This is a genomic window from Deefgea sp. CFH1-16 (genome assembly GCF_016881365.1).
In the GTDB taxonomy this organism is placed as follows: Bacteria; Pseudomonadota; Gammaproteobacteria; order Burkholderiales; family Chitinibacteraceae; genus Deefgea.
Map to the genome: position 1 here is coordinate 2,886,644 of NZ_WLYT01000001.1, position 13,667 is coordinate 2,900,310.

The following is a 13,667-nucleotide window of genomic DNA, read 5'->3' on the forward strand; positions in this document are numbered from 1 at the left end:
ATGACTGAATTTATACATTTACCACTCAATGAACAGGTTATTGCGCAATCGATTAAAGACTCGGCGCACAAGCTTGGCTTTGCCGCGGCCGCGATTGCCAATATTGATTTAAGCCATGCCGAAGCGGGTTTAAGCCAATGGTTGGCCGCAGGCTATCACGGCGAAATGGATTATATGGCAAGGCATGGCTTAAAGCGCGCCAGAGCAGCCGAATTAGTGCCGGGCACTTTATCGGTGATTACCGTTTTTATGCCGTATCTGTCTGGTGGCGTTGCCCCAGAAGAAGTCTTGGCCGATACCAATAGGGCGTATATCTCGCGTTACGCCTTAGGGCGAGATTATCACAAAGTTTTGCGTCATCGTCTGCAAGAATTGGCCGAAAAAATTACCGATTTAGTCGGTCCAATGGGGTATCGGGTGTTTGTCGATTCGGCCCCAGTCCTTGAAGTTGAATTGGCCAAACAAGCGGGCAATGGTTGGCGCGGCAAACATAGTTTATTAATTAATCGGCAATATGGTTCTTTCTTTTTTATCGGTGAACTGTTTTTAGATGTGGCCTTACCTGCCGACCCACCAATGCCCAAAGAGCATTGCGGCCAATGCACTGCGTGTATCGATGCTTGCCCTACGCAAGCGATTGTGGCGCCGTATATCGTGGATGCCCGGCGCTGTATTTCGTATTTAACCATTGAATTAAAAGGGGCGATTCCAGTCGAGTTTCGCGCGCAAATTGGTAACCGAGTTTATGGTTGTGATGATTGCCAATTGGTTTGCCCATGGAATCGTTTTGCCAAAACCAGCCCTGAAACTGATTTTGTGATTCGCCATGGTCTAGATGATGTCAGTTTGTTGGCGCTTTTTTCTTGGTCAGAAGCTGATTTTCAACAAAAAATGGCCGGCAGCCCAATCTATCGCATTGGCTATTGGGCGTGGCTCAGAAATTTAGCCGTGGGTTTAGGCAATGCCAGCACCACGCCTGAAGTGATCGCCGCTTTACAAACTCGGCGTGATATTGATAACGAGATGGTGCGTGAGCATATAGAGTGGGCTTTACAGCAGCATGGGGTATTTGATTGAAGTTTAATTAATATGGCAGCTAGAGTTATATACCCTGATGGATATAGCCAAGTGCATCGTCAATAATGGGGAGTGCTTTGGCAATATCCAGTGGTTTGGTCAAATAGGCGTCAAAGCCGAGCTGGATGGCTTGATGAATATCTTCGGCGAAAGCATCGCCCGATAAGGCAATGACTGGAATATGTCGTGTGGTTTCATCCATTTTTAATTGCACCAGCAAACTTGCGCCAGTGGCATCGGGCAGGTGACGATCGAGCAAGATGAGATCGGGGATTTGCTGTTGCGCCAGTAATAAGCCTTCGGCGGCGGTACTGGCTAGTGCTAATGCATAATGGGCGCGCTGCTGCTCGAGTATTCGGCTCATCAGTTTTTGTGATAGTTGATCGTCTTCTACGTATAGAATTTTCCGCTGCTTGGCCTCGGTTGAACCGCTGTTGATGCTGCTTGGGGCTGCCGTAGGAGTGACGGCAGGGAAGTCTACCCAAAAATCACTACCCACATTCAGCGTGCTCTTGACGCCGACGGCACCTTGCATCAGTTGCGCCAGTTTACGCGTAAAGGCAAGTCCAATCCCGGTGCCTTCAATTTCTTCTTGTTGCTCACCGACCCGAGAAAAAGCCATAAAGAGCTGAGCTTGATCGCTCTCGCTAATACCATAGCCGGTATCTGAAACCATTAAGCGCCAATTGGCGGATTGAGTTTGGCTGATGCTGAGCGTGACCGAGCCCGCTGGGCGATTATATTTGACGGCATTGGAAGTGAAATTTAATAAAATTTGTTTAATGCGGCGCGCGTCACCTTCCACCCAGCAGCAATTGGGAGGGAGATCAATAAAGAGTTGGATGTTTTTTTCTGTGGCTAAATTTTGCATTAATTCGCAGCAGTCGCGAACAATCGGCACCAGGTCAATGGTTTCATGGCGTAAGGTGAGTTTTCCGGCTTCGATACTGGCTAAATCGAGCACTTCGTTAATCATGTCGAGTAAATGTCGACCGGCATTAATAATGTAATTACCCAGTAGGCGTTGTGGATTATCGGTGTCGATGTAAATGAGTTGGGCAAAGCCCAAAATCGCATTGAGCGGCGTTCTGAGTTCATGGCTCATATGCGATAAAAATTCTGATTTGGCGTGACTGGCGGCCTGCGCTTTTTGGTGCGCGATACGCAGTGCCGCTTCGCTGGTTTTTATCGCTGTGCTGTCATGAACGCTAAAAATCCGGCCTTCAGGTGCTTCACCCAAGCGCTGGGCTTGGCTATTGAAGTCATAAAATCGACCGTCAAGTAGATGAGCCGCAAACTGCGATTCCAGGTAGGGGTCGCTATACAGTAGATCTAGCCAATTTTGAAATTCTTCGGCATTTTTGAGTTGCGGTTTAATCCATTCAAATAAAGCTTCAGATTGGCGCGTATCCGACCATTGCCAAATTTGCATCATTGCGGCGTTGCAATGGCGAATGTGTCCGTCCAAATCGGTCACGACTATGCCATCGGCGGTGGATTCTAATGTGGCAAATAATAACGAGGCGGTTAGCGCACTTTCCCGCTCCAGTCGTTTACTCTGGCTGATGTCATAAAAAGAAATCACGCACAGTGTTTGATCTTCCCAAGTGGTGCTGCGAACGCTTTTGCATACCGATAGAAAATATCCCTGCGCATGGCGGTAATCAGTTTCAAGCTGGCTGATGTGGGCATTGCCGCCATTTTGAACGTCATCCCAATAAAAATGTTCTTGTAATCCAGTTTCAATCTCTTGAATCGGTCGACCAATTAATTCCTGTTGGGTGTAACCGAGCAGCAAAGTACTGGCTTGATTGGCAAAGACAATGCGTAAATCATGCGGCGTGACAGCTAAAATCGCTGTGGCGCAAGCATCGAGCAGATTTTGGGCAAGTAAGGTCATACTGATTCGCTGGCACTAAAAAAATAGTTCATCCGTTTACTTGGACTTAAAGCGCGAGCCGCATCCGCGCTCAGTTGATTGGCCTTGATGGATTTGCTGATATTTGATGCCATTTTCGTGCTCCAAATCTAAAATAATGGCGTTTTCGCTGCCCGATTCAATGCCACAGACTAAAACCTGCGGTCGCAAAGGGCGCGAAGCATTCACTGAGACCACTAAGCCATAACAGTCATTAGATAAAATAACTAAAGTCCCTGGCGGATAGACACCAAGGCATTTAATAAAGTGATTGAGTGGGCCGGGGTCAAATTTGGCTTTGTGTTGTGTAAACATTAACGCCAGTCCTTCATGCGGCGTTAAAGACAGCGCTGGATTATTGCGATTGCAGTGATTGTCATAGGTATTGACCAAGGCCAGAATGCGCGCTAGTGGGTCTATTTGAGCTAATTGCAGCCGCTGTGGATAGCCCGAGCCATCACAGTATTCATGATGTTGGACAATGAGTTTTTAAAACGCCGGCGCTTAAGCCAGCCCGATGCGCCATCTCGGCACCCCATTTTGAGTGTTGCTCCATCAAGGCTTGTTCAGCACGATTTAAGGCTTCGGTTTTTTAGTAAAATTCGATCAGGAACTTCGCTTTTGCCGATATCGTGAAATAAAGCCGCCAAACCCAAAGTGCGGATATCATCGCGTGATAATTGCATGGCTCGACCGAGCATTAGGGCTAAAACGGCCACATTTAAAGTATGAAAATAAGTTTCATCGCCCAGCGTATTGCCATTCATTAGGTGAATCGCAATATCATCATCGATCAGCAGTGAATCGAGCATTTGATTGACGAGTTGATCGGCTGCGGCTACGGTTTTTTTTGGCATCAATATGGATTTGGCTATTTATGCTTCTCACGGTCTTTGCCGCTTTGCCGAATGCTTTTTCGCAGGCATCCAGTTGCGCTTGACGTTGTTCGTGTTGGGCTTGGCGTTGACGTTTTGCGGCCAATAGTGCCAATACGGCCGGGTCAGTCACTTCATTGTGGATTGCGATGGGGGCGGGCTCGGCAGTTGGCGTCATGGCTGGCGAGGTGGCCACCAAGGGCTGAATATCACTTTTATTAGGGATGTAGCGAATTTTAGTTAAGCCGAGTTTTTTTAACGTCTCGATTTGATCGATCGATTTGATTTTAAAACTACCAAAGCTAAATGGATGCGCCATCCAGTGCAAATCGAGTTGGATATAGACACCCACCTGTAGCTGATCGGGGTGAACAAAATAATTGGACTCATTGGTCATGGCGTACGCATCGGTTTCAAGCATGAACTTAATTATGGCTAATTTGCTGATAAAATCTGCCTTTCCTCGCAACTATATTCAGAAATTTGAAATTTTTAATAATAATTAAATCGATTTTTGTAAATTTTATGTCAGTAATTGTTTTGTGCTGTTGCCCCTTAGTCGCGCTGAGCGCTGGTTGAGCGGGTTGGTTTTATTTTTATCTACCACTGGCGACGTTGCGCTAAAGCGCATCGTTACCACAAAGGAAATTGTTGTGATTGAGCAGGGCGTGTTTCTTGGGTTAAAAACGCTGATTTTGGTCGCGATCAGGATTTGGACTCGCAATGGATGCCGCTGGTGTCTATGGCCAATATTGCTTGCGGCGGACACGCCGGGAGTGTGGATTCAATACGAGCGGCAGTGCGTTTGGCGCAAGAGTACGGGGTTTGTATTGGCGCGGCGCCGAGCTATCCCGATCGCTTACATTTGGGGCAACGATCACTCTCGATGAATCCTTCGCAATTGGTGTTTAGTATCACCGCCCAATTATGGGCCATGAAGGCGGTCTGTATCGAAGTCGGGGTTGCGGTGGTTTACGTTAAATTGCATGGGGCTTTATATCGTGACGCAGCAAAAAACCCGGTGTTAGCCGATCAAATCGCGCAATTGATTTTTGAAATTGATCCGGATTTATCGGTGATGGCGCCGCTGGAAAGTGAGTTACTACACGCTGCCGCAGCGCGTGGTTTGACGACAATTTCGGAAGGTTCGCTAGGGCATTGCGACGCAGGGTATGAGGCATCAGGTGTGGCGCTCGATACCTCGCAAGCGCTAGACTGGGCCGAGTCACAACAGCAAGCTTTAGCGCTAGTGGGGCAAGTCCAATCTTTGTCGGTGTTGGGTGATAATTACCTTGCCTTGGCGCAAACGCTTGCGATTCGTCAGTTTTTTATTGAATTCAGGCGTCCGTCTGTGTGCTGAGTCTGGTCAAAAGGGCGGCTGATGCGTTAAGGTAAACGCAAATCAATCATTGATAGCGTGCTTCTATGTCTGCAACACAAGCTCATCCTAAAGGACTGTATCTGCTTTTCGCTACCGAAATGTGGGAACGGTTTTCGTATTATGGCAATCGTGCTTTATTGGCTTTATTCATGATTTCCGCACTGTCGTTTGATAAACATTTCACTTCTGCTTTGTATGGGCAATACACCGGATTGGTTTTTTTAACGCCGCTGATTGGGGGTTATATTGCCGATCGTTATTGGGGTAATCAGCGCTCGATTTTAGTCGGCGGCTTATTGATGGCAGCAGGGCAGTTCTCTTTGTTTTTTGCTAGCACGTTTTACACCAATTTAGCCTTGGCGCTGCCGTTCTTTTATTCCGGCTTGGGCTTGATTTGTTTGGGCAATGGCTTTTTTTAAACCCAATATTTCCACCATGGTCGGGCAGCTGTATGCGCCGAACGATGCGCGCAAAGATGCGGCGTATACCCATTTTTTATATGGGGATTAATTTAGGCTCATTTTGTGCGCCATTGATTTGCGGCACTTTGGGTGATACCGGTAATCCGGCTGATTTTCGCTGGGGCTTTTTAGCCGCCGGTGTTGGGATGCTGCTGTCGTTGGTGATTTTTCAAGCATTTAAAAATAAATACTTATTGTCGCCCGAAGGGCAAATCTTAGGTTTGCCGCCCAAACAGTTGTCGGCACTTGAGAAAAGCAAGGTTGATACCTCGTTAAGCACCATTGATATTCAAAGAATGATTGTGATCGGCGTATTGGCCTTTTTTGTGGTGTTTTTCTGGTCGGCGTTTGAGCAAGCTGGCGTATCACTCACCTTTTTTGCCCGCGAATCGACTGACCGGATGATTTATGGTTTTGAAGTACCGGCATCGTGGTTTCAATCGTTAAATCCGGTGTTTGTGTTGATCTTTGCACCGATTATGGCGCGCTTGTGGATGACACTTTCGGCCAAAGGCAAAGAGCCGTCGTCGCCGACCAAAATGGCGTGGGGCTTGATTTTATTGGGCTTGGGCTACGTGGTGATTGCTTTTGGTGTTGATGGTATTGATGCCGGAATGAAGGTATCGATCTTGTGGTTGGTGTCGATGTATTGGCTGCATACCATGGGTGAATTGTGTTTGTCGCCAATTGGCCTGTCTTTGGTGAATAAACTAGCACCAGCACGATTTGCGTCGTTATTGATGGCGGTATGGTTTTTGGCCAATGCCGCCGCCAATTGGTTTGCCGGTATTTTGGCTGGGTTTTATCCGGAATCAGGCAAACCTTTTCCGTCTTTCTTGGGCTGGCAAGTGAGCAATTTGCACGACTTCTTTATGTTGTTGTTTGTCGCTATGTCGTTCTTGGCGGGCGGCTTATTGCTATTTGCCAGCAAGCCATTGCAAAAAATGATGCACGGAATTCGCTAATCGTGGTGTGAGTCGCAAAAATGCCCAGCTAATGCTGGGCTTTTTTTACATCAACCTGCAGCTTCAATATGGCGGTTGGCTGGCTCTAATCCGTCGGGATGGCGCAAGGCGCGCTCGATTCGGCGCGCTAAGGCCGGTAGATCAACGCTATGCGCGTTGGCCAGCGCTTGCGCGCGCTGCATGATGGCGCGTGAATTAGGCGGGAACTTACCGCCGTTCATGGCTAAAACAATTCGGTTGGCACAGCCATCGGCACCAATGGCAATGGCTGCGCCGTCAAACACCGTGCGAATCCGTTGATAGTAGCTGTCAAAGCGCGCGTCGCTACCCCAAAGATTGACCACCAACACCCCTTGATCGGCCAAAGCTGCGCGGCAATCGTCAAAAAATTGTGCGGTGGCCAGGCTTTCTGGCATGCCGCTTTGGCTATACGCGTCAACCAAGAGCGCATCAAACGCCGATTGGCGTTTTAACCACGCCGCGCCGTCAACGCAATCAATTTTGAGTCGGGCACTGTCGTTGGGAATGGCAAAGCGATCGCGCAAGGCGATGACATCAGTGTCGATTTCAGCGACTTTAATTGCGCAATGCGGCAGGTAATGATGGCAGTATTTGGTCAATGAACCGCCGCCGAGACCAATCATGCCTATATGCTGGGTATTGGCTTGCAGTAGGCAAAATGCAATCATTGAGCGCGTATACCCCAGTATGAGGTCTTGCGGGGTTTTGGCGCTTCATTCGGCTTTGGACGGTGGTGAGGTCAAACATCAATGAGACTTCATCACCTTCTTCATACACAAACGGTTTTCCGCTTAAGGTCTCGGCAAATAAATCGGCAAAAGATGGGCTGGGCTGCTTAGTCACTCTGGCTGGCACTATTAAAAATGAATTAGCCCGTCATCATCGCATGTTCAACAAATAATCAACAAATAAAGTAGGGTCTGATCTAGCGCATGCAAATATTACCGATGTAAGGCTACAATAAGAAATATGTTGTTCTTCATAGGCCATACATCGTGATTGCTTTGATTGCCGCGCAAAAAGCCGGGCTGCTTGCGCCCAAAAATTGGTTGAGCAATATCGTTGCTGGGGCGATTGTGGGTGTGGTGGCTTTGCCGCTTGGGATGGCGTTTGCCATCGCGTCAGGCGTCAAGCCCGAACAAGGGATTTATACCGCGATTGTGGCCGGTATTATTGTGGCCATTTGTGGTGGCAGCCGCGTGCAAATCGCGGGGCCAACGGGCGCGTTTATTGTGATTTTGTCCGGCATTACCGCGCAATACGGCGTGACGGGCTTGCAAGTGGCCACGATGATGGCCGGCGTTATTTTGCTGTTAATGGGTTTGGCCAAACTCGGCGGCGTGATTAAATTTATTCCTGCGCCGGTGATTGTGGGCTTTACCGCTGGGATCGGCGTGATTATTTGGGTCGGGCAGTGGGGGGCTTTTTTTGGTCTACCTGCGGTGCAGGGCGAGCATTTTCATCAAAAATTCTGGCTCACTGTGCAGGCTTTGCCGCATTTGCATTGGGCGACAACTGGTTTGGCGGCGCTGAGCTTATTGGTACTGATTGTTGCGCCCAAATGGCGTTGGACGCAAAAAATCCCCGGGCCATTGTTGGCGATGGTGCTGGCCACAGGTTTGCAGTCGCAATTTCATTTTGCGGGTGTAGCGACCATCGGTTCGGCGTTTGGCGGTATTCCGCAAGGCTTGCCTGAGTTTTCGCTGCCGCAAGTCAGTACTGGTCAATTGATTAATTTGATTGGTCCGGCGTTCACCATTGCCATGCTGGGGGCGATTGAGTCATTGCTGTCTGCGGTGGTGGCCGATGGCATGACCGGCACGCGGCATGATTCAAATCAAGAGTTAGTCGGCCAAGGGCTGGCTAATTTGGTTACGCCGTTATTTGGTGGTTTTGCCGCTACTGGCGCGATTGCGCGCACCGCGACCAATATTCGCAACGGCGGCAACAGTCCCTTGGCGGGCATTGTGCACGGCATTACTTTATTAGTGATTATTTTGTTTTTAGCGCCGCTCGCCGCGTCGATTCCTTTGGCTGCTTTGGCGGCGATTTTGTTTGTGGTGGCGTGGAATATGAGCGAAGTGAAGCATTTTTGGCATATGTTGACGCATGCCCCGCGTGCCGACGTGGCGATTTTACTGATTACTTTTGTGTTAACGGTGTTTGCCGACTTAGTGGTGGCGGTGAATATCGGGGTGATTTTAGCCACGCTGCATTTTTTGCGCCGGATGTCGATGTCGGTTGAAGTGGTGGCACAAAATGAGCAGCAGATTGGTGTTGAATTAATCCAGCAAGGTTTAATTCAACTGCCCGCAGGCGTGTTGGTGTATTCGATTGAAGGGCCGTTTTTCTTTGGTGCAGTAGAAAACTTTGAGCGCGCGCTCGCCGCTACGCATACCGACCCCAAGGTGCTGGTGATTCGATTATTACGTGTGCCGTTTATTGATATTACTGGCTTGCAGGTATTGGATGAGGCGATTGCGCAGCTGCAGCGTCGTGACGTGCGAGTGCTGCTGTGTGAAGCCAATGTGCGCGTTTTGGCCAAATTAGAGCGTGCTGGGGTGATGACAACGTTGGGGGCGAGCAATTACTGCGCCGATTTGGCGAGTGCGATTGCTAGAGCCGATGGTTTATGTGCGGATTGATATGTTGATTGATATATTAAGTAGGCTGACTTTTTGTGTACTTGCGGTGTTTTCTCTTGGGCATCAGAGTAGAATCCCGCCTTTGTATGTTTTGTTGCTAGGCCGAATATGACTTCATTACCGTCGCACCCGATTGGCGTTTTTGATTCTGGGGTGGGTGGACTTACCGTCGTGCGGGCCTTAATGGACCGTTTACCTTTTGAAAATATCATTTATTTTGGCGATACGGCGCGGGTGCCGTATGGCGTGAAGTCAGTGGCGACCATTGAGCACTATACCCAGCAAATTGCGAATTTCTTGCAGCAGCAAGAAGTCAAGATGCTGATTATTGCCTGCAATACGATGGCGGCCGTGGCCGCCGATAAAGTGCGGGCGTCAGCCAATGTGCCTGTGCTGGACGTGATTGAAGCGGGCGCAAAAAACGCGGTGGCGCACACCAAAACCGGCGGAATTGGCGTGATTGGTACGCCAACGACGATTAATTCCAATGCCTATGCACGGGCGATTCACCAGCTCAACCCGGATTGCCGCGTGTATTCACAAGCTTGCCCGTTGTTTGTACCTTTGGTAGAAGAAGGTTGGCTCGACCATGCCGTGACGCGTTTAACCGCGCAAGAATATCTCAAGCCGGTATTTGTTGAATCGATTGATACGCTGGTGCTGGGCTGTACGCATTACCCGTTAATAAAGCCGTTGTTGATGGATATTTGTGGCGATCGAATGCAGCTGGTGGATTCGGCGCTGTCGATTGCAGCGCAAACCGCCGAGATTTTGCAGTCGCGTGGCTTGGCAAATCCAGCACATCAAATTCCAGATTATCGCTTCGTGGTTACCGATTTACCGGTGAAGTTTCAAACCATTGGTGAGCGATTTTTGGGGCGTAGCTTAGGTAAAATTGAGCTGGCTCAGTTGTAATTGCGTTGTCGATATTCGCCTGTAAAACTAACTGCCTCGACTGTTAAACATCGAGGCAGTTTCTTTTAGTGCGCTAGGTTTTGATTGAGCTTAATCCATGCAAATGGTGTGCTGCCACGCATTCGATCAGCAAAAGTTTGTTTGGGTTTAGGTATGTGGGTATGACCGAGTTCGGTGACGCGTACGGTGCGGACAGCTGGCTTGTTGTGCATGATCTTGGCCTCTTTAAGGATGAGAAAGAGATTTGAATTGCGATGAATGACGAAACCCAATCATAATCTGATTTCTCTTTGTGACCAATGTCACAATTTGATTTGGCGCAAATCTAGCGTTGAATTTAAAGGAATAATTTTTTTGCGTTGATTGGTCGCTGAAAGCGATGCGGCGCAGTATTTTGCTGACGCCGCATGCATTAGATTGTTGACGGTTTTAGCTTAATACCTGCCACAGTCGGCTGCCGTAGTTGTTGGCATGGGGATGGGTGAGTAGTAAGTACAGTGCGCCAGCGCTGGCTAATGCACTGATGGGCGTGCCGAAAGTAAACCCGCGATGCGGTACGCTCAACTTGAATAAGCGCCACAACATCCATCCTGCGGTCAGTATCAGCGCCAAAGTCACCATCAAAAGTGTCGGAAAATGCACCGCATTACTTGCCCCAAGTCCGAGGGCCGCACCGGCTAAAATTCCAGGTAAAAAATACAGTGGCGACCAAAGCACGCAGGCCAGTATACATGCCGGCATAAAGCGCTTGGCGGGCATGGAGAGCATACCTGCCACCATGGGTAGTACTGGCCGCGTTGGCCCTAAAAATCGACCAACAAAAATACCAATCGCGCCGTGATGACGCAACACATGTCGAGCTTGAATCAGTAGCCGACGATGCTGACGAATCAGCTTGAGCCGTTGTAGCTGGCGGCGATAGCGATAACCGAGTGCGTAGGAAATCAGGTCACCCAAGAGCGCGGCGACAAAACCAACGCTACACGCGAGCCAAAAATCCATTTTGCCGCTGCCAATCAATGTGCCCATACTGACCATTAAAATAGTACCGGGAATAATCAGCCCAATTAAGGCGGTGGATTCGGCCAAGACAATAATAAATAACAGCGCGAGGGCCAATTCATTGGAATGGTTGATGGCGGTTTGCAGCAAGTCTTGCATGGTCAAGGGGTTTGGAGTGAACGTGCTCATTAGGGCACGCTCGGCTGATTTAGTTCCTAGAGGTTAGCGAACCAGATTAAAACCATGCGCCGAAATTAATTTGCCAGCTTTCTAGGTTTTCGCCTTTGCTATAGCTCACGCCGCCACGAAAATCGATATTGCTATTGGGTTCGGTGCGTTGCTGACCAAAGCTCACGCCGATTTCATTTTGATGGTTGCTAAATAATTTGGTGCCAGTGTATTGGGTATTAATTAAATAGATTTCCCAAGAGAGTGGGTCGCCACTGACTTCCCATTGGCTGTCTAGAGAATAAAACAGTCCATTTCTAAAAACGGTGTTGGCAATGTCCGGATTAAACGTGCTGTTATCCACGTGCATGTTAAAAACATTGTAGTAACCGAGCATATTGCCCAGCGTGAGATGCCAACCATCACCTTCCCATACATAGCTCGAGCCAATGGCTGCCGAGCCAATCCAAGCCGACGTGCCTAAATCGTTCGATCCAGTAAAGCGCGCCGATCCGGTGGCGCTGAGTGTCCAGTTGCTGTTGACTGGGTAGCGATAGCTTAATCCGAGATTGGCATCATACGATTTGCTGCCTTCGGCGTCGGTGTAACCCAGCGGTGCGCTGACAATCAATTCGTGATTGGCTGCGCCTAAATTGTAAGCGTATGCCAGCGGCAGAGTAATGCCATCGCTGCTCATGGCTCTGGCTTGTGCTGTGGCGCTCGATTGCATGTGAGTGTAATTGATGCCGACCGAAAAACGCTGCTCGTCGGCGGCTGCCTTGCTACCAAACCACAGTGTTTGCGCGTCATTGCTTACGCCGCGACTCATTAAGCTGTTGCTATTGCCGGCGATTAAATCAATCGGGGACAGTTCGAGCAAATGCGTACTGGGTTCGCTGAGTATGTCTGGGGTACTGCTGAAATATTTTAAAAACAGTGCTTGGCTTTGTTCTCTGGTGCGACCTTGAAAGGTTTTATTGAGGCCGGTGCTTGGAATGCTAAAAACCAGCTTACTGCCGCCGTCGGGATAGGTAATGATGATGGGTAAACCGCGAAAGTTAAGCGTGCTGGTTACGGCTTCTTTGCCGGTGTAATTGCTAAAAATACTACCGGGTTTGATCGCCTGTTTATAAAACAAGTTCACGCTTTGTTCAGCATCAGTGTGGCGGCTAGATTGAGTCTGGCCGCCCATTGTGGCGCTAAATTCAAAAGGAGCAGCATGCCCGTAGGTGCTGAATGCGAGGGCAATTAAAGACAAGAAGGGTTTGAAATTAGGCATGATGCTTTCCGTTTGTCGCAATCTCTTTTTTTGTAGATGTTGCGATTCGGAAAGCAAGGATTAAAAACAACAGTAAGCGTAAGAAAGCTTGACGTTAGTAATTATTCGTGGATGAACGGTAGATCTCGTGATAAAGACAGTAGATTATTTTCAATTAATTCATCTAGCAGAAAGCTAAAGTCAGTTGCAGCATCGGATGTGGGGGCGAAATCAAAGATATTGCTGCCACAACCCACGGCGGCAGCCAGTGCTTCTTGCTCGCGGATTCTGGTTTTTAGTACTTCGCCGGGAAAGTGTTTAGTGAGTTGGCCCGCAACGGTTTCGGCGGTGATTTGATTGGGAATATAGCGATTGAGTAGGTAGCGCCGAGGTGTTCTAGATTGAAACTTTTCCAAGCCATATAGCGTTTGCGAAAGTTGCATCGCGCCGTTCAGCGCCAAATATTCAGAGGCCACGGGTACGAGGATGATGTCAGCGGCAAACAGTGCCGAAAAAGCAACAACCCCCAACATTGGGGTGCAATCGATGATGATGGGTAAGCCACTGCCTGACAGCATTTCGGCGTGTAAACCGAGTTTGAGCCGCCAGATGTTGTCGCGATGCCGTGCTACTTGCGCGTCGATTTTGCCCAGTTCAAGGTGTGAAGCAATAAATTGAATGCCACTCGGTAGGGGCGTAGCAAGATCAGATAGTGAACTTAAGCCTTGGTAAAAACGATAAATGCTTTTACTGCTGGGGGTTTTGATACCGTACATCGAGGTTAAATGCGCTTGGGGATCAAGGTCGATCAGTAAGGGTTCGACGCCGTTTTTGGCGATCGCAGCGGCTAAATTGGCGGCGATGGTGGTTTTACCCACGCCTCCTTTCATATTAAAGACGGCGATTACGGTCATTGAACGCGTTCCTCATTGCAATGTCTCGGCGATGTTACGGTATTGGGCTGACACGGGCGTGTTGTCA

The 13,667-nt window shown here is 48.9% G+C and carries 13 protein-coding genes and 1 pseudogene; 6 read left to right on the plus strand and 8 right to left on the minus strand.

All coding sequences use genetic code 11. From position 1 onward, the window contains the following. Window positions 1-1,077 carry a tRNA epoxyqueuosine(34) reductase QueG gene (gene queG / locus GKO28_RS15840; protein ID WP_182077010.1) on the plus strand — a complete coding sequence of 359 codons (1,077 nt, stop codon included), beginning with the start codon at window positions 1-3 and terminating at the stop codon, window positions 1,075-1,077. Between the two features lie 25 nt (window positions 1,078-1,102). On the opposite strand, the gene GKO28_RS15845 is transcribed toward queG, so the two are convergent. From GKO28_RS15845 to GKO28_RS15860, 4 genes are all read right to left on the minus strand, one after another. Then, window positions 1,103-2,977 carry a PAS domain-containing hybrid sensor histidine kinase/response regulator gene (locus GKO28_RS15845; RefSeq protein WP_182077011.1) on the minus strand — a complete coding sequence of 625 codons (1,875 nt, stop codon included), beginning with the start codon at window positions 2,975-2,977 and terminating at the stop codon, window positions 1,103-1,105. Window positions 2,978-3,013: 36 nt separating this feature from the next. Next, window positions 3,014-3,478 (minus strand): HD domain-containing phosphohydrolase, encoded by a 465-nt coding sequence (locus GKO28_RS15850; protein WP_182077506.1) that lies wholly within the window; start codon window positions 3,476-3,478, stop codon window positions 3,014-3,016. Window positions 3,479-3,561: 83 nt separating this feature from the next. After that, a complete protein-coding gene (locus GKO28_RS15855) occupies window positions 3,562-3,807 on the minus strand; it encodes an HD-GYP domain-containing protein (protein ID WP_182077012.1) in 246 nt (81 codons plus the stop codon). Continuing rightward, on the minus strand, window positions 3,782-4,291 hold the full coding sequence (locus GKO28_RS15860) for a DUF3391 domain-containing protein (protein ID WP_182077013.1): 510 nt from the start codon (window positions 4,289-4,291) through the stop codon (window positions 3,782-3,784). Before GKO28_RS15860 ends, GKO28_RS15855 begins: the two co-directional genes overlap by 26 nt. A 291-nt stretch (window positions 4,292-4,582) precedes the next feature. Here GKO28_RS15860 and GKO28_RS15865 point away from each other — a divergent pair, with 291 nt between their 5' ends. From GKO28_RS15865 to GKO28_RS15870, 3 genes are all read left to right on the plus strand, one after another. Then, complete coding sequence (locus GKO28_RS15865) at window positions 4,583-5,230, plus strand: LamB/YcsF family protein (RefSeq protein ID WP_282099341.1); 648 nt, start codon at window positions 4,583-4,585, stop codon at window positions 5,228-5,230. A 65-nt stretch (window positions 5,231-5,295) separates the two neighbouring features. Continuing rightward, entirely contained in the window at window positions 5,296-5,670 is a 375-nt protein-coding gene (locus tag GKO28_RS20440) for a hypothetical protein (RefSeq protein WP_247646593.1), read from the plus strand. Window positions 5,671-5,714: 44 nt separating this feature from the next. Then, window positions 5,715-6,677 (plus strand): peptide MFS transporter, encoded by a 963-nt coding sequence (locus GKO28_RS15870; protein ID WP_247646594.1) that lies wholly within the window; start codon window positions 5,715-5,717, stop codon window positions 6,675-6,677. A gap of 50 nt (window positions 6,678-6,727) precedes the next feature. Here the strand turns inward: GKO28_RS15870 and GKO28_RS15875 are convergent. Beyond that, a pseudogene (locus GKO28_RS15875) lies at window positions 6,728-7,393 on the minus strand (fused MFS/spermidine synthase); the annotation flags it as partial. A gap of 300 nt (window positions 7,394-7,693) precedes the next feature. Here GKO28_RS15875 and GKO28_RS15880 point away from each other — a divergent pair. Further along, entirely contained in the window at window positions 7,694-9,343 is a 1,650-nt protein-coding gene (locus tag GKO28_RS15880) for a SulP family inorganic anion transporter (RefSeq protein ID WP_182077016.1), read from the plus strand. Between the two features lie 108 nt (window positions 9,344-9,451). Continuing rightward, window positions 9,452-10,258, plus strand: coding sequence for a glutamate racemase (murI, locus tag GKO28_RS15885; RefSeq protein ID WP_182077017.1), 807 nt, complete (start codon window positions 9,452-9,454; stop codon window positions 10,256-10,258). 429 nt (window positions 10,259-10,687) lie between these two features. On the opposite strand, the gene GKO28_RS15890 is transcribed toward murI, so the two are convergent. The 3 genes from GKO28_RS15890 to GKO28_RS15900 all read right to left on the minus strand — a co-directional run bounded on the left by GKO28_RS15890 (window position 10,688) and on the right by GKO28_RS15900 (window position 13,600). After that, window positions 10,688-11,449 carry a DedA family protein gene (locus tag GKO28_RS15890; RefSeq protein ID WP_182077019.1) on the minus strand — a complete coding sequence of 254 codons (762 nt, stop codon included), beginning with the start codon at window positions 11,447-11,449 and terminating at the stop codon, window positions 10,688-10,690. Window positions 11,450-11,495: 46 nt separating this feature from the next. Continuing rightward, window positions 11,496-12,707, minus strand: a complete 1,212-nt coding sequence (locus tag GKO28_RS15895) for a hypothetical protein (protein ID WP_182077020.1) — start codon at window positions 12,705-12,707, stop codon at window positions 11,496-11,498. 101 nt (window positions 12,708-12,808) lie between these two features. After that, complete coding sequence (locus GKO28_RS15900) at window positions 12,809-13,600, minus strand: ParA family protein (protein WP_182077021.1); 792 nt, start codon at window positions 13,598-13,600, stop codon at window positions 12,809-12,811. Window positions 13,601-13,667 lie beyond the last annotated feature (67 nt).